The 19,619-nt window shown below is 68.9% G+C and carries 17 protein-coding genes; 6 read left to right on the top strand and 11 right to left on the bottom strand.

All coding sequences use genetic code 11. From position 1 onward, the window contains the following. The 3 genes from ETD86_RS40615 to ETD86_RS40605 all read right to left on the bottom strand — a co-directional run. The coding region (locus ETD86_RS40615) for an RNA polymerase sigma factor (protein WP_138671953.1) at window positions 1–1,276 on the bottom strand (1,276 nt) is incomplete at its 3' end. Between the two features lie 112 nt (window positions 1,277–1,388). Next, window positions 1,389–2,198, bottom strand: coding sequence for a hypothetical protein (locus tag ETD86_RS40610; protein WP_138671952.1), 810 nt, complete (start codon window positions 2,196–2,198; stop codon window positions 1,389–1,391). A 64-nt stretch (window positions 2,199–2,262) separates the two neighbouring features. After that, window positions 2,263–3,873 (bottom strand): ABC-F family ATP-binding cassette domain-containing protein, encoded by a 1,611-nt coding sequence (locus ETD86_RS40605; RefSeq protein ID WP_138671951.1) that lies wholly within the window; start codon window positions 3,871–3,873, stop codon window positions 2,263–2,265. Between the two features lie 290 nt (window positions 3,874–4,163). Between ETD86_RS40605 and ETD86_RS40600 the strand changes: the two genes are divergently transcribed. The 5 genes from ETD86_RS40600 to ETD86_RS40580 all read left to right on the top strand — a co-directional run bounded on the left by ETD86_RS40600 (window position 4,164) and on the right by ETD86_RS40580 (window position 8,700). After that, window positions 4,164–5,330: a glycoside hydrolase family 183 protein gene (locus tag ETD86_RS40600; protein WP_138671950.1), complete on the top strand. Its 1,167-nt coding sequence runs from the start codon at window positions 4,164–4,166 to the stop codon at window positions 5,328–5,330. Then, window positions 5,327–6,337 (top strand): DUF4432 family protein, encoded by a 1,011-nt coding sequence (locus tag ETD86_RS40595; RefSeq protein WP_138671949.1) that lies wholly within the window; start codon window positions 5,327–5,329, stop codon window positions 6,335–6,337. Before ETD86_RS40600 ends, ETD86_RS40595 begins: the two co-directional genes overlap by 4 nt. Further along, complete coding sequence (locus ETD86_RS40590; RefSeq protein WP_138671948.1) at window positions 6,334–7,104, top strand: SDR family NAD(P)-dependent oxidoreductase; 771 nt, start codon at window positions 6,334–6,336, stop codon at window positions 7,102–7,104. The genes ETD86_RS40595 and ETD86_RS40590 overlap by 4 nt, the downstream gene beginning before the upstream one ends. Before the next feature lie 250 nt (window positions 7,105–7,354). Then, window positions 7,355–7,774 carry a peptidase inhibitor family I36 protein gene (locus ETD86_RS40585; protein ID WP_170223514.1) on the top strand — a complete coding sequence of 140 codons (420 nt, stop codon included), beginning with the start codon at window positions 7,355–7,357 and terminating at the stop codon, window positions 7,772–7,774. Between the two features lie 98 nt (window positions 7,775–7,872). Beyond that, window positions 7,873–8,700, top strand: a complete 828-nt coding sequence (locus ETD86_RS40580) for a hypothetical protein (protein WP_138671946.1) — start codon at window positions 7,873–7,875, stop codon at window positions 8,698–8,700. Here ETD86_RS40580 and ETD86_RS40575 read toward each other — a convergent pair. The 8 genes from ETD86_RS40575 to ETD86_RS40540 form a co-directional block, all read right to left on the bottom strand. Further along, on the bottom strand, window positions 8,659–10,095 hold the full coding sequence (locus tag ETD86_RS40575; protein ID WP_138671945.1) for a S10 family peptidase: 1,437 nt from the start codon (window positions 10,093–10,095) through the stop codon (window positions 8,659–8,661). The genes ETD86_RS40580 and ETD86_RS40575 overlap by 42 nt on opposite strands. A gap of 9 nt (window positions 10,096–10,104) precedes the next feature. After that, on the bottom strand, window positions 10,105–11,337 hold the full coding sequence (locus ETD86_RS40570; RefSeq protein ID WP_138671944.1) for an enolase C-terminal domain-like protein: 1,233 nt from the start codon (window positions 11,335–11,337) through the stop codon (window positions 10,105–10,107). Beyond that, window positions 11,334–14,465 carry a glycoside hydrolase family 38 N-terminal domain-containing protein gene (locus ETD86_RS40565; protein WP_138671943.1) on the bottom strand — a complete coding sequence of 1,044 codons (3,132 nt, stop codon included), beginning with the start codon at window positions 14,463–14,465 and terminating at the stop codon, window positions 11,334–11,336. Before ETD86_RS40565 ends, ETD86_RS40570 begins: the two co-directional genes overlap by 4 nt. Beyond that, entirely contained in the window at window positions 14,465–15,274 is an 810-nt protein-coding gene (locus ETD86_RS40560; protein WP_138671942.1) for a carbohydrate ABC transporter permease, read from the bottom strand. Before ETD86_RS40560 ends, ETD86_RS40565 begins: the two co-directional genes overlap by 1 nt. After that, complete coding sequence (locus tag ETD86_RS40555; RefSeq protein ID WP_138671941.1) at window positions 15,271–16,098, bottom strand: carbohydrate ABC transporter permease; 828 nt, start codon at window positions 16,096–16,098, stop codon at window positions 15,271–15,273. The genes ETD86_RS40560 and ETD86_RS40555 overlap by 4 nt, the downstream gene beginning before the upstream one ends. Before the next feature lie 170 nt (window positions 16,099–16,268). Continuing rightward, entirely contained in the window at window positions 16,269–17,519 is a 1,251-nt protein-coding gene (locus ETD86_RS40550) for an ABC transporter substrate-binding protein (RefSeq protein ID WP_138671940.1), read from the bottom strand. 20 nt (window positions 17,520–17,539) lie between these two features. Continuing rightward, window positions 17,540–18,238, bottom strand: coding sequence for a FadR/GntR family transcriptional regulator (locus ETD86_RS40545; RefSeq protein WP_138671939.1), 699 nt, complete (start codon window positions 18,236–18,238; stop codon window positions 17,540–17,542). Window positions 18,239–18,362: 124 nt separating this feature from the next. Further along, entirely contained in the window at window positions 18,363–18,902 is a 540-nt protein-coding gene (locus ETD86_RS40540) for a DUF305 domain-containing protein (RefSeq protein ID WP_138671938.1), read from the bottom strand. A 147-nt stretch (window positions 18,903–19,049) separates the two neighbouring features. On the opposite strand from ETD86_RS40540, the gene ETD86_RS40535 reads away from it, so the two are divergent. Continuing rightward, window positions 19,050–19,619: LLM class flavin-dependent oxidoreductase (locus ETD86_RS40535; protein ID WP_138671937.1), on the top strand; the 570-nt coding region annotated here is incomplete at its 3' end.

Genomic DNA, 19,619 nt, shown 5'->3' with positions numbered 1-19,619 from the left:
GGGTGCGGGTGGGGCGCGGATTTCCTGGGGGCGCTCCGTGGCCGGGCTTGCCGGGAGGCTGGCCGGCCGGCGGTCGCCAAGTGGGCCGCTCCCCTGGCTGCTGCGGTGGCGACGTCTGGACCGGGGATCCTGCCCACGGCGGCGCGGGCGCCGACGAGCCGATGGGCGGAGGGCGCCAGAGCGTGCCGCGCGGGGTCGAGCCGGCCGTCTGGACGGGCAGCGAGCCCGTGACGTTCACGACGGGCTCCACGGTCATGGGCACGTTCTGGGGCTCGCTCTGCCGCGGCACCCGGATGGGGGGCGGCTCGCCCGTCGTGGGCAAGGCCGCCGTCGCCCCTCCCGACAGGCCCACGCCCTCTCTGCCCATCACCTGGAAGATCACCGCTATCGCCACCACGGCCGCGACCGCCGCCAGCGCGCTCGCCAGCGCCTGAGGCCACTTTCGAACGTTCTTCGGCGCGGGGAAGGGAAACCCGGCGGCGCCCAGCGCGCCGGTGCGCCTGGCGACGTACCGGCGGTAGGGCACCAGCTCGGGATCGACGAAGGAGCTCATCACCCTGATCCGCAACGCGTGGGGCAGCGCCGTACGCGGCAGCAGCTCGAAGACCTTGGTCGCCGAGACCTGCCGGCTACGGTGCGGCGCACAACTGTCGCACTGCTGAAGGTGTCTGACCAGGCGCTCGCGCATGCCCGGTGTGAGCTCGCCGGAGAACCCGGAGAGGATGGCGGCCCGCCGCGGGCAGTCGTACGGGCCCTTCCTGGCCAGGATCTCGGCGGTGATCGCGTCGCGCAGGCGGTCGCGGGCCGCCTCCATGGCCTGCTCCACCTGGCGAATGGGCACGCCGAGCACCTGGGCCAGCTCGGGATCGGGCAGCTCGTGCCTGATCGACAGGTCCAGGATCTCCCGGTCTGCGACGGGCAGGCCCTGGACCGCGTTCCACGCCATGACCTGCAGGTCGGCGTCGGCGGGGTCGTCCAGCGCGGGCGCCTCGGCCAGGGCTTCGGCGGCGCCCGGCGGCGCGGCCGCGCGGCGGCGCAGGCATTCGACGCGGGCCAGCGCGTACAGCCAGATACGGAGCCGGTCGGGATCGGTCAGCGCGTGCGCGTGCGCCTCGGCGGCGATGAGCGTGTCGCGGAGCGCCACCTGGGCGCTGTCGGCGCTCAGGAGGAGGGACCAGCAGTAACGATAGACGTCCTCCGCGTACGCGTCATAGAGCGCGGCGGGGGCGCCGGGATGGCGGGCGCGGAGTGCTTCCACCAGGGCGCGGTCGGTCATGTGACCGAATGTAATGGATTCGTAACTACTAGTTCCACCGATTTGACGTCGTTGGCATACGTGAATTTCACCTGATTAACATGTCCGATATTTTGGGCTATAGCGTGGCTAATTACTGATTGCGGCCCGACGCCACCTGGGTGCTCCGGTCCACCTCGAACGGCTCGGTCTTGGGCTTGATCGTGTGCACGGGGATGGCCCCGGCGAGCGCCAGATCCTCGTAGGGACGGCCGGTCGAACCCCAGGTCCTGGCCGTGATCTCGGTCTTCGCGATCTCCGCGCGCGCCGGGAGCCCGGACACGGTGAGGATGAACCTGGGCGGGCTCCCGGCCTTGACGTCATCCACGAATGTGCTGCCGCCACCCAGCAGTTTGCCCGCTTTGTCGCGCAACAACGCGTTCACGACGAGGCTGCTGGCCGATAGCTGATACGGATTTCCTACATATCCGGTAATAAGGTATGAGCCGTCTTTCTGGCGCAATGTCTGCGCGCGGGTGATGGGGAACTGCTGGAAAGCAGAGGGAATGCGGGCAGCGGACCGCCATTGCGCGGGCCGGTACTGGATGGTCACCTTGGCCGGCTTCTCGGCGGCGCTGGCCTGTCCGGTGAAGGCCAACGACCCACCCGGCGGCACGGCGTCGAGCGGCTGGTCCAGCCGGACGACCTCGATGCCCTTGGCGTCGTGCCCGACGATCGTGGCCACCACGTGCTCGCCGAAGTGCCACGGGTTGGCGTTGCTGAGCACGCCTGCCCACGTGACGGCGTACCCGTCCGTGGACTTGACGATGTTCGAGACCTGTTCCTTGAGAGCGAGGGGCTTGAGCGTTTGTACGGGCCGTTTCTCGCTCGCGCACCCGGAGAGGCAGAACGCCCCGAGTGCCCCGAGTGCGAGTACGCTGACGGTTCGACGGTACGGGATCACTTTGCCGTGATAACCCGAGCATGGGCACGGCTGGCAGTGGACACGCGCCAGCCGTACCAACTCTTTAACGGGGCCGCACGACCCTGGCCTCGTCCCAGATCGGATCCGGCGACTCGTAGACCGTGCCGTCCGAGCCGAAGATCAGGAACCGGTCGAAGTCGGCGGCGAACCAGCGGTCGTGGGTGACCGCCAGCACCGTGCCGTCGAACGCGTCCAGCCCGGCCTGGAGCGCCTCGGCGCTGGCCAGGTCGAGGTTGTCGGTCGGCTCGTCGAGCAGCAGCAGCGTGGCCCCCGACAGCTCCAGCATCAGGATCTGCAGCCGCGCCTGCTGTCCGCCGGACAACGTCTCGAATCGCTGCTCGGCGACCCTGCCCGCCAGCTCGTAGCGGGCCAGCGCCTTCATGGCCTCGTTCTTCAGCCTGGCGTGCTCGGTCATGACGATCTCGACCGGTGTCCGGCCGATCAGGTCGGGCCTGGCGTGAGTCTGCGCGAAATGTCCGGGCACCACGCGGGCGCCCAACCGGGCCGCGCCCTGGTGACCGATCGGCTCCCCCGCCAGCAGGCGCAGGAAGTGGGACTTGCCCGAGCCGTTGGAGCCGAGCACCGCGACGCGTTCGCCGTACCAGACCTCCACGTCGAACGGCCGCATTAGGCCGGTGAGCTCCAGCTGCTCGCAGATGACCGCGCGCTTGCCGGTGCGGCCGCCTCTGAGGCGCATCTTGATGTTCTGCTCGTTCGGCGCCAGTTCGGGCGGGCCCGCTTCCTCGAACTTCCGCAGCCGGGTCTGGGCGGCATGGTAGGCCGGGGCCATGCCGTCGTTGTACCTTGCCTTGTTCTTGAGCATGTTGACCAGGGCCTTGAGCTTGGCGTGCTCCTCGTCCCAGCGCCTGCGCAGCTCGTCGAGCCGCTCGTTGCGGGCCTTGCGGGCCTCGGCGTACGTGGCGAAGCCGCCGCCATGGATCCAGATATTTCCGGATTCGACGGTGACGATCCGGCCGGCCGCGTTGGCGAGCAGCTGGCGGTCGTGGCTGACCAGCAGCACCGTCTTGGGCGTCTCCCTGAGCTGCTGCTCCAGCCACTCCTTGCCGGGCACGTCGAGGTAGTTGTCGGGCTCGTCGAGCAGCAGGGTCTGGTCGGGGCCGCGGAGCAGCGCCTCGAGGACGAGCCGCTTCTGCTCCCCGCCCGACAGCGTCGACACGTCCCGATATTTCACCCGTTCGTACGGCACGCCGAGCGCGGCCACCGTACAGGTGTCCCACAACACCTCGATGTCGTAGCCGCCCGCGTCGGTGTAGTCGGCGATGGCCTGCGCGTACCGCATCTGCGTCTTCTCGTCGTCGCGCTCCATCATCACCAGCTCGGCCGCGTCGAGCCGCTCGGCCGCCTGCCGCACCGCGGGCGGCGCGACGCCGAGCAGCAGGTCCCGCAGGGTGCTGCCGTCGCGCACGCTGCCGATGAACTGCCGCATCACGCCCAGCCCGCCCGAGCTGGCGACGCTGCCGTCGACCGGCTGCAGATCACCGGCGATCAACCTCAGGAGCGTGGTCTTGCCCGCGCCATTGGGCCCGACGAGTGCCGCCTTGACACCGTCGCCGATTCTGAAGGAGACGTCGTTGAGCAGGGGCCTGCCGTCGGGCAGCACGTATGTCAAATGTCCTACTTCGACGTGGCCCATCCCGGCAGGCTACCTGCCGCCTTCCGCCTTGGTCACCACATTTTCCACCGCATCAGCATGCTCCTGCGACGCCCGAGGCGAGCCCAGGCACCGCCATGCCCTCCGGCTCCCTTCCCGGGACGGCCTCCCTCGTGAGCGCCGCCAAGGAGGCCGTGAGCGCCCGCCACCGATCGTCTGAGGGTGCGTCGGGAGACCCCACAATCGCCTCCGCCCGGCTGTGAGGAGGCCCTAGACAGCAAGTGATCTAATGACTAGAACTGTAGGGAATCCCCCTCCCGCAAGGAACAGTGATGACGCGATTCCGCACTGCCCTCGCCACCCTGGCCATCGCGTTAGTCGGTCTCACGACCGTGCCGCAGGACGCGTGGGCCGCCCCGCCCAAACCGGTGCCGACCGTGGCACAGGAGCAGCAGGCGGCGACACCGGCCTCCCCCTGCGCCCCGACAGTCAAGGGCGCGGCCACGAACGCCCGGCTGACCAGCCTGTTCACCGCCTACGGCAACGACAACAGCCGGTTGGACGACTGGACGGGCGCCGACGGCACCTACTCGCTCCGCCTACCGAGCGGCAAGGAGCTCTGGATCTTCTCCGACACGTTCCTCGGCCAGGTCAACCCCGACGGCTCGCGCCCGCCCGTGGTCGAGGAGGGCGGCACGACGGTCTTCCTCAACAACTCCTTCGCCGTCGAGCGCGACGGCAGGCTGTCCACCATCTACGACGGCACCCCCGCGAAGCCCACCGCCGTGATGCCGCCGCGCGACAAGAACCACTGGTACTGGGCCGGCGACGCGACGCTCGCCGGCGGGATCGTGGAGGTCACCTACCAGGAGTACGAGCGGTACGGCACCGGCGCGTGGGACTGGCGCTGGCACCGGAACGTGGTGGCCAGGTTCGCCCCGGGACGGCTCAACCGGCCGATCAGCGTGCACGATCTGCCGTCCGGGCACGGTGTGGCCTGGGCCTCGGCGACGCTCAAGGACGGCCAGTACACCTACATCTATGGTGTGGAGGACTTCGGCTCGCCCAAGTACATGCACGTCGCCCGCGTCAAGGGCCAGAGCCTGCTGGGCGCCTGGGAGTTCCTCAAAGGCGACGGCACCTGGTCGCGGAACGAGGCCGACTCGGCGCGGATCATGAGCGGCGTGGCGAACGAGTACAGCGTCACCAAGGTCGGATCCGGATATGTCCTGATCACGCATGACACCACCGAGGTGCTGAGCGCCAACATCGTGGCCTACGCCTCGTGCTCGCCCTTCGGCCCGTTCACCGGCAAACAGCACATCTACACGACGCCCGAGACCAGCGGGAACATCTTCACCTACAACGCCCACGCCCACCCCGAGATCGCGGGCAACGGGCTGGTGGTCTCGTACAACGTCAACAGCTTCGTCAACACCGACCACTACCGCGACGTGTCCATCTACCGGCCACGCTTCCTGGACGTGACCTTCCAGTGAGACGCAACTGGGCGGCCCGCCTGCGGCACGTCGTGATCGACGGGCTGCGGGCGGTCGTGCTGGAGAACGAGCGGCTGCGCGTGACCGTCGTACCGGACAAGGGCGGGGACGTCGTCGAGTTCCTGCACAAGCCCACCGACACGGACTTCGTCTGGCTCTCCCCGCAGGGCCTGCGGAACCCGCGTGACCACCTCCAGGGCGCGGCCGACGACGTCGCCCAGTTCATCGACCACTACGAGGGCGGCTGGCAGGAGATCTTTCCCAGCGGCGGGGCGCCGAGCGAATACCGGGGCGCGCGGCTGGCCCAGCACGGCGAGGTCTCCGGGCTGCCGTGGTCCTACGAGGTCGCGGCGGACTCCGAGGAGGAGGTCGCGGTCCGGCTCAGGGTCAGGACCAGGCGGCTGCCGTACCTGGTGGAGAAGGTCTTCCGGCTGCGGTCGGGGACGGCCGCGCTGGAGATCGAGTCCCTGGCCACCAATGACTCCCCGGTGCCGCTGCATGCCATGTGGGGACAGCACATCGTCTACGGGCCGCCCTTCCTGCGTCCTGGAGCGCGGATCCGGCTGCCTGAGGGCGTCCAGGTGATCCCGCACGCGACGGCCATCAACCCCGCCGGGCGCAGGGTCAGAGCGGGCGGGCCCTGGACGTGGCCGAAGGTGCCCGCCGAGCGGGGTGGCGCGACAGACCTCAGTGTGGTGCAGGAGCCGGGGTCGCCGAGCGACATCGTCTACCTGACCGGCTTTGACGAGGGTTGGTACGAACTTCTGGGGGATATCGGTATTCGGGTGGAGTGGGAGGCGTCGCTCCTGCCGTACCTGTGGATGTGGCAGGAACTGGGCGCGTCCACCGGCTACCCCTGGTGGGGGCGGGCGTACACGGTCGGGCTCGAGCCGTTCTCCAGCATGCCGACCGACGGCCTGGCCGCCGCCGTGGACAACGGCACGGCCCTCGCTCTGGACCCGTACGAGACGAAGGTGTTGCGTATGCGCGCGGAGGTGTTGGTGTGACTGAATTCAGCGGCAAGGTGGCGCTGGTCACGGGCGGTTCGACGGGCATCGGGCGGTCGGTGGTGGACCGGCTGGCCGACGGCGGGGCGTCCGTGGTGTTCTGCGGGGTGGACAAGGACGCGGCGCTCGACACCGAGCACGTCGTCGGCCGGATCGCCGACGTGCGCCAGGCCGGCGAGATACGTGATCTGGTCGATCTGGCCGTGACCAGGTTCGGCGGCCTCGACATCGTCGTGACCTGCGCGGGTGTGCAACGGTACGGCACCGTCGAGGACACGCCCGAGGACGTCTGGGACGAGGTGCTCGACGTCAATCTCAAGGGCGTCTACCTGACGTGCCAGGCGGCCATCCCGCGGCTGCGGGCCCGCGGCGGCGGCTCGATCGTGCTCATATCGTCCGTGCAGGCGTTCTCCTCGCAGGCGCGGGTGGCCGCCTACACCGCGAGCAAGGCCGCGCTCAACGGCCTGACCCGGGCCATGGCGCTCGACCACGCCGCCGACGGCATCAGGGTGAACGTGGTGTGCCCCGGCTCGGTCGACACGCCGATGCTGCGCTGGGCGGCCGATCTGTGGCGGGGGGACCTGTCGCAGGAGGAGCAGGTCAAGCAGTGGGGTCGCGCCCACCCGCTGGGCCGCGTGGGCCGGCCCGAGGAGGTGGCGGAGCTGGTGGCGTTCCTGGCGAGCCCGCGCTCGTCGTTCATCACCGGGGCGGAGCATCGCGTGGACGGCGGCCTATTGGCGCAGAACCCGGCGGCACTCCCTGAATAGCCCCATTTCTGAATGGTCAACAGGTCGAGCCCGCCCCTCAAACTCCCCCGGTCTTTTGCAAAGCGGGCAAGAGTTAAGTCAATAGGGAGAACTCCCAGGTCACCCCTTTGATACGAGTGTGACGGCGTGCCAGGCACGCGACCCGACTCGGGCGCACAGCCCCAATCGGACCGGCGAGTCATAACGGTCCGCATTAGATTCGGCACGCTAAGTTACGTGGTCGAACGACACACCCATCGAGGAGAGACCTGTGAGGCTATCCAAAAAGGCCGCCGGCTTCGTCGCCGCGGCCGCGCTGTTCACCGTGGTCGTCCCGGCGACCGCCGCGGTGGCGAGCCCCCGCTCCACCTGCTACGGCGGTCGCGTCTGCCTGTACGCCGGATTCGACTACAACCGCGGCCAGATCGACCATTGGCGCGACTTCATCAAGGACGACTCCAACTTCAGCGACAACAACTGGCTGAACTGGGACTTCAGCAATTCCTGGCGCACCATGAACAATGAGACGAGTTCGGTGCGAAACCGCATCGGGTGCAGCGCCACTCTCTGGCAGCATCCCTTCTACACGGGCGCCCACAGCACGTTCACGCATAACTCGAACGACGGGTTCCTGGCGAACAACGCCGTCGGCAACAACCGCGCCAGCTCGCTCGACATCTGGTGCCGCTGACCAATACCGGGAGTGCCGGTTTCCGGGACTGGCCGCCGGAAACCGGCTGTCGCGGGCTCCTCGCGGCAAGCTCCGGCACGCTGCTGCTGATGTGCGTCATGCAGACCATTGGGGGCTGCGCCGCCGGCGAGCCCCGGCAGCAGAAGCCGGCGCCCGCCGTCACCTCGGTGGCGCAACTGGTGCTGCCGTTCGACGCGTACAAGACCACTCCCGAGCAGCGGGCCACTCTGGGTAACGCACACAATCTCCTGGTCGTGCAGTGCATGCACAAGCAGGGCATCACGATCGAGCCGCCTGCCGAGGACCCGGCCGCCATCGCCGCCGTGGAACCCGGCAACTCCCGTCGCTACGGCGTCGTGGACACCGAGGCGGCCCGTCGCTACGGCTATCATCTCGCCCGGCCGCCGTCTCCCGACACGACCCGATGGGCGGGCAAGCTGCCCAAGCCCGCCCGCCACCGCCTGTACGGCACCGCCGCCGACCGCGGCTGCCTGGACCGTGCGGCGCTGGCGCTGGATCGGGGAGCGCGGAAGGCGGACTGGCCGTGGTTGTCCCTGCAGGACTCGCTCACCTTGGAGCAGTCCGCCAAACACCCGTCCGTGACGAACGCGGTCAAGCGCTGGCAGTCGTGCATGAGCCAGGCCGGCCACTCGCACCCGGCCCCGGAGGCGGCCATCGCCGACAGCCGCTGGGACCTGGAGAAGCGCACCGTGACCGAGGACGAGAAGCAGACCGCGACCGCCGACACACAGTGCAAGTGGGCCTCGGGTCTGGTGGCCGCCTGGCACGCGGCGGACGCGACGCTGCAACGGGCCCTCATCAGGGACAACTCCGACCGCTTCGCCGCGCTCCGCGCCAACCTGGAGCATCGCCTCAAGAGGGCGTCAAGCGTGATCGCCGCGCACGAAGGCGGCGATGTCGGCTGACTGACGCAGCCTGCTGGGCTCGTGCACGTACATCATGTGCCCGGCCTCGTAGTACCTGACCTCCACGTTGCCCGCCAGATCGGCGGGCACGGGCAGGTGGGCGAGGGTGTGCTCGGCGGCGTAGTACGGCGTCGCCCCGTCGTGGTAGCCGCAGGCCACGTGTACGCGCAGGTGGGGGTTGGCCCGCATGGCGGCGCCGAGCTTGTCGACGACCGTGACGTGCGCACCCTCGAACTCCTTGTACGACCACGGCTGCACACGCGAGGTGAGCACCTCGTACGGCAGGTCGTTGGCGTACCCCAGCTCGGCGCGCAGGTAGTGGTTGAGCGCGGAGCTGTAAGGCCCCATGATCGCGTTCATGCTGGGGTCGGCGGAGAAGTGCTCGCGCCCCGCGTCGGGGTCCCAGCCGGTGAAGCGGCCGTCGAGGCGCCCGACGGTCAGGCGGCGCGAGCGCAGCAGCTCGGTGAAGAACCTGATGTGCTCGATCCGCAGGTTGACGCGGTCGACGTAGTCCTCGCTCAGCCCGGTCAGCGCGGCGATCCTGGCGACCGTGGCCGCACGTTCCTCCCGCGTCAGCCGGCTGCCGCGGGCCAGCGCCCACAGGTAGTCGCGGTCGGCGAACGCCTCGGCCTCGCGCAGCACGTCCGCCAGCGGCCGGTCCCCGTGCAGTCCGTGATAGTGCGCGATAGCCGCATAAGTCGGCAGATAGAGGGCGTAGGCCAGGTCGTTGCCCTCGTTGAACTCCCCGGTGACGAAGTCGAGCACCGAGGAGATGAGGATCACGCCGTTGAGGTAGAGGCCGTAGCGCGACTGCAGGTGGTCGGCGAGGCCGGCCGCCCTGACCGTCCCGTACGACTCCCCGGCCAGGAACTTCGGCGACATCCACCGCCCGTTCCTGGTGGTCCACAACCTGATGAGCTCGCCCACCGACTCCAGGTCGCCGGTGAACCCGTGGTACGGCTCGGCCTTCTCCCCTTCGGCCGCCCGCGAGTAGCCGGTGGAGACCGGGTCGATGAAGACCAGGTCGCTCACCTTCAGCAGGCTCTCCTCGTTGTCGGCCAGCCCGTACGGCGGCGGCAGCAGCGCGCCGGCGTCCCCCATGACGACCCGGCGCGGCCCGAACACGCCCAGGTGCAACCACACGCTCGACGACCCGGGACCGCCGTTGAACGCGAACGTGACCGGCCTGGTGAGCGGGTCGGCTCCGTCAAGCGTGTACGCCGTGACGAACATCTCGGCCTTGGGCCGCAGGCCGTCGAACTTGCCGTCGGTGAACACCTCCTCGCGCAACACCATGGTTCCGGTGACAGCGGTGTACGCCTCGCCCGACGGCAGGGAGTGGGACGTGGTGACGAGGTTGTCGGCAGGAGGAGCAGGCTGGGTAACTTCAGACATAACGCCCAATTATGGAGCTACATCCAGGGACACGGTGGGGTCGGCGAAACGCTCGTTCGGGACCGTGGCGTACCAGCCGGGCCGTCCTGGGTCGCGATCATAGGGATAGCCGCCTATCTCCCGGTAAAGCTCGGCATAGCGAGCGACCCGGTCCCGATCCAGCCGCACCCCCAGCCCGGGCCCGGACGGCACGGCGATGGCCCCGTCCACATAGGCCAGCTTGCCGCCCTCGATCACGTCGTCACGGAGCTGGTGGTAGTGGGCGTCGGCGGCGTAGGTGAGGTTCGGCAACACGGCGCCGAGGTGCAGCATGGTCGCGAGCTGGATCCCGAGCTCCCCCGACGAGTGCACGGCCACGCCGAGCTGGAACGTCTCGCACACGCCCGCCGCCTTCACGCACGGCCTGATCCCGCCCCAGAACGTCGTGTCGAGCAGCACCACGTCGGCGGCCCTGCGCAGCACGTTCGAGGCGAGCTGCTCGAAGTTGACGACCACGGTGTTCGTCGCCAGCGGCACCCTGACCTGCTCGCGGACGGCTCTGAGCCCTTCGAGCCCCCAGACCGGGTCCTCCAGGTAGTCGTTGTTCAGGTCCTCTATGGCCCGGCCGAACCGCAGTCCCTCGGCCAGCGACAACACGGCGTTCGGGTCGTACCTGAGCCGGTCCCGGGGGAACGCCTCGGCCAGCGCCCGGTAACACTCCAGCTCGTAGTCCGGCGGGAACACGCCGCCCTTGAGCTTGTGCACGGTGAACCCGTGCGCCGCCTTGAGCTGTGCGGTGTGCTCGACGAGTTGCTCAGGCGTGCGGATCTCGCCGTAGCCGGCGTCGGCGTACCGGAAGAACAGGTACGAGGCGAACGGCACGGCGTCACGGAGACGGCCGCCGAGCAGGTCATAGGCGGGCACACCTAGCTGCTGGCCGATGAGGTCGACGCAGGCGAACTCGATGGCCGCCAGGAGCTGCGTGCGGTTGTTGTAGAGCGAGGCCGTCGGGTTGGCGATCTTGAAGCGGAGCGCCTCCAGCTGGAAGGGGTCGTGGTCCTTCAGGTACGGCACCAGCGCACGGAACGCGGCCTCGGCGCTCTCCCCGCCACCGCCCATCTCCCCCAGACCGACGAGCCCGTTGTCGGCCTCGACCTCGACGATCGTGCGGACGAACCGCCCCCAGTGCGCGCCGTTGCTGTGCCGCAGCGGCGCTTCCAGCGGGACCGCGACCGTCGTGGCCCGGATGTCAACGATCTTCACGAGCTCGTACCCCCAACGACGGCGACCCCGCAGGCAGGCAGCCGTACCGTCACCGTCTCATGCCCCGCGATGGTGACCGTCACCTCGACCGGTTCTGCGGCCAGCGACTGGAGCCTGACGCTGTCCTTCCCGATCGAGGTGATGAACACGTCCGGGTGGTCGACCGAGGCGTACGTCTCGGTGACCGTCGGGCTGTCGGTGATCAGAGCGCCGACGAACGGCTCGGTCAGCCCGGCGGCCGCCGCCGCACCCAATCGCCTGCCCCGGGCGCCGGGCGCCGTCGCGGACCCGGCGACATTCACACTCGACGCGGACCCGGCGACATTCACACTCGTCGCGGACCCCGCGACATTCACACTCGTCGCGGACCCCGCGACATTCACACTCGTCGCGGACCCCGCGACATTCACACTCGTCGCGGACCCCGCGACATTCACACTCGACGTCACCGAGTATCGGAACGTGGTCTCGCCCTGTTGTTGTGCGGGGAAGTTGGTGTCCCAGATGTTGTTGAGCGCCCACGAGTAGACCGTGCCGTCCTCGTGGTCGAGGGTCGGCGGGAACGGCGCGTACGGCATGTGGATCGTGCCCAGCTGCACCAGCGGCGCCTCCAGCGTGGCCCAGGCGATGGTCAGCTCCGGGTCCTCGAAGGCGATCCAGTGCCTGATCGGCAACATGTACTCGGCCGATCCGGGGACGCGAGGCACGTCGGGGCCGCCGACGCCGCCGGTCAGCTCCCACGCGGCAGGGGGTCCCGCGGCGAAGGGGAAGGCCAGGAACACCGCCTCCTTGGCGGGGGTGCCCTGCTTGGCGAGCTGGTAGGTCAGGTCCAGCCGGGGCACGCCGTAGTGCAGCTCGATCGTGGTGCGGAGCCAGTCGACGCCCTTGCCGTGCAGCTCCACGACCAGCTTCTCGCCCACGGCCGTACGCCGGCACTTGGTGATCGTGGCGTGCCGGCCGATGGCGCGGTCGCCGAGGAGCGTTCGGTCGTGCGCCCCGACATGCCCCGACAGATGGTTGAAATGCGGCGCGGTGGCGTACTGGTCGTAGACGTACTGGCCGAACCCGGCGGCGGCATCCTCGTTGACCAGCTCCCGGCCTGTCCGCTTGTCGAAGATCGAGCTGATGTAGCCCTCGCGGAGGTCGTAGACCACGCGGTAGAACTCGTTCTCGATCGCCGGGCTGTCGCCGAGCTCGCGGAGCTCGCGGAGCTCGACCGGCTCGGGGGCCTGGGTCTCGCCGCGGACGACGTCCAGCCGTACGTAGCCGTACCCGGGCACGTCGGGCACGACCGCGTGCACGTGCCGCCCGATCGGCCGGGTCGGCCAGTCGTCCGGGTCCACGAACTCCTCGTGGTGCGGGACCGTCTCCCCGGTACGCGCGTCCACCAGCACGATCGGCACGTCCACTCCCACCACGTCCCGCGGCAGAAACGTACGCACGACGTCGGTCCTCGCCCTGGTCGCGGGGTTGAAGACGGCGAAGGCGGCCAGCGTGCCGGGGCTCGCCGGAGCTCGACCCTCGGTCCCCGGCTCCGACAACGCGGCGGCGAACCGCCTGACGGCCGCGTGCAGCAGGTCGGCCGCGTCGTCCTGGGCCTGGTAGGCGCCGGAGGACTTACGCGTCCACTGCAGCCCGCCCGAGTCTCCGGCCTCCTCGGCGTCCTCCCACGGGTTGGCCGCACCCCACGTGTGCTCGTTGAACAGCGCGATCTTGTCGTACGCCGCGTCGATCTCCTCGGTGGCGTCCGCGCCGGCGAGCGTGTGCAACGTCTCGGCGACGCGCAGCGCCGACTGCGCCCGGCGTACGTAGCCGAGCGGGCGCGCGCCCGAGCCCAGCCCGTCCGCCCACCAGTCGGTCCAGTCGCCCTCGTGCACCGCCAGCCGGTCGAGGTAACGCTCCTCGACGTGCCGGAAGAAGTCGCTGTTGACCGCCGAGCGCAGGCGCGGGTAGGCCCACTGCTCGTTCCACGTACGGGCGATCGAGGCGGGCACGATCGACGGCCCCGCGTTGTCGGCGTGCGCGCCCTGCACCCGCAGATGCAGCACGTCCAGCTCGTACGGCTCCCGCGGCGCGTCCGGCCCCTGCCACCCGAACGTGCCCGGCCCGTACGGGTAACCGCGCGTGGCCAGCGCCGACAGGTACCGCGGCAGCAGATCATCCGCGAGCTCGTACGAGTCGGTCAGCCCGACCGTGTTCCCCTCCATATACGCCATCCCGTGCGGCGTGTCGGTGAACCACACGAGGATCTCGTTCCCGCTCGGCGCCCGCCACCGGAACGGCCTGGTCAGCTTGTCCCCACCGTGCAGGTAGGGCACCGACCGCCCGGCCCAGTTGTGCGCCGCCGCCAGGTACCGCACACCGGCCTGGCTGAGCGCGTCCACCAGCCCGACGACCGCGCCGGGAACGTCGGTGTGCATGGCCGAGGTGACCGGGAACCCGAACTGCCGGGTGAAGCGGAGCTGCCGGTGCAGCTCCTCGGTCGAGCACGCCTCCGTGTGCAGCTGGAACGGCAGCGCGGTGACCTCGATCACGCCCTCGCGGCCCCGCCGCAGGAAGGACTCGACCATCTCGGCCGGGCGGGCGGCCAGCCACTTCAACGCCGGCATCGACGACTCGACCGTCCAGCGGAACTTGGCGTCGTCCGGCCAGGACGCGGTCTCCTCCGCCAGCCGCAGCGCCGCGTCGAGGTAGTCCAGGTGGTGGCGGAGCACGGTCCCCTGCGGGTCGGTGTAGCCGATGTCCAGGTGCGAGTGGTGCACGACGAACACGCTCCACTTGCGCTGCGGGGTCACCGTGATCCGGGCGCTGCCGACGGCCCCGGCCTCGTCGCGGCTCTCCAGCGTGAACTCGCGCGGCGTGTCCACCTCGGGCACCAGCAACGTCACGTCCTTGCCCGACCCGCTGACGAGCTCATTTCGGGGCCCAACCAGCGTGTGCGTCAGCGGCTCGGTGCTCGACACCCTGACCGCCTGCCGGCCGTCGTGCGTGAACAGCGGCAACACCGCGACCCGCACCTCCAGCCCGCGCACGCTGATGACGGGCGTCGAGGTGTCGTCCCGCAGCGCCTGCCTGATCCCGTCGTAGTCGGGGCTACCCAGGCTCCGCTGGAGCAACCGGCTGGTCATCACACACTCCCTAGGGACAGGCCTCGGGCGAAGAGGCGCTGGGTGGCGAGGAACAACACGACGGTCGGCAGCGAGACCACGAGCCCCGCCGCCAGGCCGACGGGCACCGGGGTGCCGGCGTACACGTCGGTCATGAGCCCGGCGATGGCGGTCATCACCGGACGCACGTTCTCGGTCTGGGTCAGGGTGAGGCCGAAGACCAGGTCGTTCCAGATGAAGGTGAACTCGAGGATGAACACGGCCGTCAGCGCGCTGACCGACATCGGCAGGTAGATGCGCCAGAAGATGCGCCACGTCGAGGCGCCGTCCATACGGGCCGCCTCGAAGATCGAGAACGCCACGCCGGAGTAGAAGTTCCGCAGCACGAACGCGGCCAGCGGCACGTTGATCGCGGTGTAGATGAGGATCAGGCCGAGGTGGGTGTCGTACAGGCCGGCGTCGCTGTAGCTGACGAACAGCGGCACGAGCATCATCTGGGAAGGGAAGACGGTGCCACCGAAGATCAGCAGGAACCACCAGAACCCGTGTCGCAGCCGCAGCACCACGATGGTGTACCCGGCCAGCGCCCCGATGATCACGCCGAGCAGCGGCGAGACGACGGAGTAGAGCGCGCTGCTGGCCAGGCTTCCGCCCAGGTTGGCGCCCTCGACGGCGTGGCCGAAGTTCTCCAGCAGCGCGAAGTCGCCGGACGGCACCCACGCGCTCGCCGGATCGTACGAGGTCGCCGGCCGCGAGGCGTTGACCAGCAGCAGATACGTCGGCCCGAGCCAGATCAGCCCGAGCACGATCAGCACGGCCCTGCGGATCATCGGACCTGCCTCCTCAGGTAGAGGTAGGACGCCAGCCCCGTGACCACGGTGAGCAGGACCGCCACGGCCGAGCCGTAACCGTACTCGCTGGCCACGAACGTCTCCTTGTACATGGTGACCGCCAGCGTCTCGGAGTTGCGCCCCGGACCGCCCTGCGTCAGCACCCACACGATGTCGAACGTCTTCAAGCTGGCCACCAGCGCCAGCCCGACCACGACCGCCGTCAGCGGCCTCATCAGCGGCCAGATCACGTGCCGGAACAGCCGCCACCCCGACGCCCCGTCCAGCCGCGCCGCCTCGATCGGCTCCTTGGGGATGGACTGCAGGCCGACGACGAACAACAACGTGTTCACGCCCAGCTGCTGCCAGGTCCACACCAGCAGCATGGCGAGCGTGTTGTGCGGCGCTTCCTGCAGGAACGCGGTGTCCACGCCGAGCAGCAGGTTGGCGATCCCGTCATGCGACAGGACCGGGCTCCAGACCATGGCCAGGCCCGCGCCGCTCAGCGCGTACGGCAACATGAACGGCACGCGGTACCAGGCGCCGCCCTTGATGTCGTACGACAGGACCGCGACCAGCAGGCCGAGCCCGACCGGCAGCACCATCGTGCCGGCCACCCAGATCAGCGTGTTGCGGGTCGAGGTCAGCAGCGCCGGGTCGCTGAACAACTTGCCGAAGTTGGCGAGGCCGACCCAGACGGGCGGCTCCAGTCCGTCGTACCGGGTGAGGCTCAGGTAGGCGGTCCACACGAACGGCGCGTAGAGCAGCAAGGCGACCAGGATGGCCGCGGGCGCCACGTAACCGTGCCGGAACCGCCCGAGCATAGGGGCACTCCTGCTCATGGCCTTACTCCGTGAGGCAGGCTCGGTCGCCACATGCCGCCCTGCTCGTTGGCCTCACTCCGTGAGGCGTGCTCGGTCGCCATGTGCCGCCGCCTTCCCCCGCTCTGGTCGCTCCGCTCCCGCCGCTCCTCCAGGCGACGGCACTCCCTCGCTCACTGATGCGTGCTCCAGTACTCGTCGGCGCTCTTCTGGATGGTGTCGAGGACCTCCTTGTACGTGCCGGGCTCGGTGACGAACTTGCTGAAACCGTCGAGCGCGGCCGTCAGGATGGCTGGCGGGGTGGCCTCGAAGTAGCGGTTGACCAGCCGATATTTGCCGCTGCCCGCGTCCTTGGTGACGGCGCCGAGTGCCTCGTCCTTGATGGTGACCTTGGGGTTGGCGCTCACGTCGCCCCGGCTCGAGGCCCACTTCTCCTGGGCCTCGGCGGTGGTCCACCACTTGAGATACTTCATGCTGGCGTCCGGGTCGGCGGCCTTGGTCAGGGAGCAGAGGGGCCCACTCTCGAAGATCATCGAGGTCTTGGGGAGAGAGGCGTTGACGTTGGGGATGACGAAGAAGTCGTAGTCGGTGCCCGGCTTCATGTCGCGCTGCGTCATGCTGGTGTTGAACCAGGTCCCGAAGGACACCATGGCGGCCTTACCGTTCTTCAGCACGTCGCCGGGGTCCGTTTTGTCACCCGGATTGATGAAATATCCGGCGTCGATGAGCTGCTTCCACTTCTCCATCACCTGGACCACGCCGGGGTCGGTGTACTTGGCCTTGCCGGTGGAGAGGCGGTCGTACAGGTCGGGGTCGGTGCCGGCCATGAGCTGCTCGAACCAGACGAACGAGAACAGCACGCTGGTGTGGTAGAACGCCTTGACGCCGTTCTGCTTCAGGGTGTCCGCGGCCTTGATGAGGTCGTCCCACGTCTGCGGGGGCTTCAGACCGTACTTGTCGAAGATCTTTTTGTTGTAGAACATGCCCCAGTAGGCGACGTTCATCGGCACGCAGTACTGCTTGCCGCCGATCGTGTAGTAGGGGGCGAGGTCCTGCAACAGGTCACCCGCCTTGATCGCCTCCTGCCAGACGGCCGTGGTGTCGGCCACCTGCTTCTGCTTGACGATCTCCTCCAGCATTCCCCCGGTCTGCCAGGTGAACAGGTCGGGCTTGACGTTCGTGCGGAACGACGCCTTGATGAACGCCTGGTACTGCGCCGAGTCCGTGTATCCCGTCGGCTTCATGCCCAGGCCGATGCTCTGCTTGGACAGCGCGCCCATCTCGTCGAAGAACTTCGTCCAGGCGCCCTTGTCGTTGTACAGGGTTAATTCGGTCTTCTTCTGCGGCGCCGCGGTGTTGCCGCCGCCGCACGCGGTCAGGACGAGCGCCGCCACGCCGAACGTGGCCATGCGTGACCGGAACATGGACCGGCCTCCTTGGTTCTCTACTTGGGGGGTTGCAACCGGTGCTCTATAACCGTTTTCACGTCGACCAGGTGGGCCCGCATCCGCTCCTCGGCCGCGGCCGCATCGCGTGCTTCGATGGCCTCCAGGATCGCCAGGTGCTCCTCGTAGTCGCGGCGCCGGTCGTCGAAGATCTGCAGGATCTCCCGCTGCTCCGGCCCGTGGACGGTGAGCAGCGAGTCGACGACCTCGTGCAGCACGCTGTTGCCCGCCATCCGCGCGGTCGCCCGGTGGAAGGTCATGTTGGCGTCGTGCAGCTCGGCGTCCTCGCCGCGCAGGTGCCTGCGTGCCTCGTCGAGCGCCTGCTTGAGCGCGGCCGGTTCGTCGCGGCCCGCGTGCTCGGCGGCCAGCGCGGCCAGCGGCGGCTCGATCAGGATGCGCGCGTCCAGCAACTCCAGGAGCCGGGCGGCGTGGAGCTCGCGCATGTTGGGGTTGGGCAGGACCAGCCGTTCGATGTCGGCCCCGACGTAGATGCCGGAGCCGTGCCGCATCTCGATGGCACCCGTGGCCTCGAGCCTGCGGAGCGCCTCGCGCAGCGTCGGGGTGGTGACGGCGAAGCGCTGGGAGAGCTCCCTGGTCGAGGGCAGCCGGTCCCCCGGCCGGTGCCCTCCGGTACGGATGAGCTCCAGCATGCGCTCGGTCAGAGCGTCGGAAAGCGTGGGACGCGTCACCTCGGACATATCAAGTGATCTAATCACTTATTGCCATCGGCGTCTATGAGTGGCGTAGTTTTCGCCCGCCCGTCGCGGCCTACGACGGCTCCCAGATCGCGCCGCAGGGCGGGACCTCGGGGTCCGCTACGCGTCAGCCTTTGAGCCACTCCGTCATCATGTCGATCTGGCCTTTCCTGGAGGCCTGCACCTGCGCGGCCCATTCCTTGACGGCCGGATTGGCCCCGTTGTAGACCTCCATGCCCGCCATCTGCACGGCGTCGTCCTGGTGGGCGATCAGCAGGTTGAGCAGGTCACGCTCGAAGGACTTGGACGTCTTCAGCGCCTGGATCTGCTTGACGTCGGTCTCCGGCATGCCGCCGTGGTGATCGTGCCCGGTCGACGGAGCGGTGAGCGGCTGATCCCAGGAGTGCAGCCAGCGCAACATCATCTCGACCTCGTTCTGCTGCGTGCTCTCGATGGCCGCGGTGAGCGTCTTGATCTCTCGCTTGGCCGCACGGGCGGTGCCCACCTTGGCGATCTCGATGCCCTGCCGGTGATGCCGCACCATCATCTGCACGAACATCACGTCATCGGCGTTGACCGGCGCCTCGGAGGTTTCGGATCGCCCACAGCCGGAGCTGATCAGCATGAGCCCCGATAAGGCCGCCGCCACGACAAGCTTCGCCCGCACCCGACTCACCCCATTTATTAATAGGAAACCTTCCTAAGTTATTTCCCTCCTGGGCGCAAGGGGCCCCTCCCATACGCCAGTGCAGCCGCCGCACCCTCGAGCCCTCACGATTGACATCAACTTAACTCGAGGTTGCACCGTTGACCCATGGGGACCTTCGAGATAGGCGTTATTCTGCCGGGAATCGCCGTACAGCAGCGCGACCGCATCGACCTGCGGGAGGCGGCCAGGCACGCCGAGGACGCCGGGCTGGACGGCGTGTGGCACGGCGACCACCTGGCCATCGGTAACCCGACCCTGGACGCCCCGATCGCACTGGCCACCGCCGCTGCCGCCACCACCAGGATCAGGATCGGCACCAGCGTCTTCATCCCCGCCATCCGCCCCATCGCCTGGGCAGCCAAACAGATCGCGACCCTGCAGCATGTTTCCGGCAACCGCCTCATCCTCGGCATCGGCTCGGGCGGAAGCTCCGCCCAGTGGGCCGCGGCCGGAGTTCCCTACGCCGAACGCGGCCGCCGTACCGACACCGCCCTGGACCTGCTCCCCCGCCTTCTCGCAGGCGAACAAACCCGGCTACGGGACGAACCCGGCGAGCCGACGGTCGAACTGGCACCCCCCGCGCCAATGCCCCCGGTATGGGTGGGAAACGCCTCAGCCGCCGCCATCCGCCGAGCCGCTCGCGTGGGCGACGGCTGGTTTCCCTCCCTCATCTCC

This window comes from Nonomuraea turkmeniaca, from assembly GCF_005889735.1.
GTDB lineage: Bacteria > Actinomycetota > Actinomycetes > Streptosporangiales > Streptosporangiaceae > Nonomuraea > Nonomuraea turkmeniaca.
Note: the sequence above shows the minus strand (reverse complement) of the source record. Positions and strands in the feature narration are given on the sequence as shown.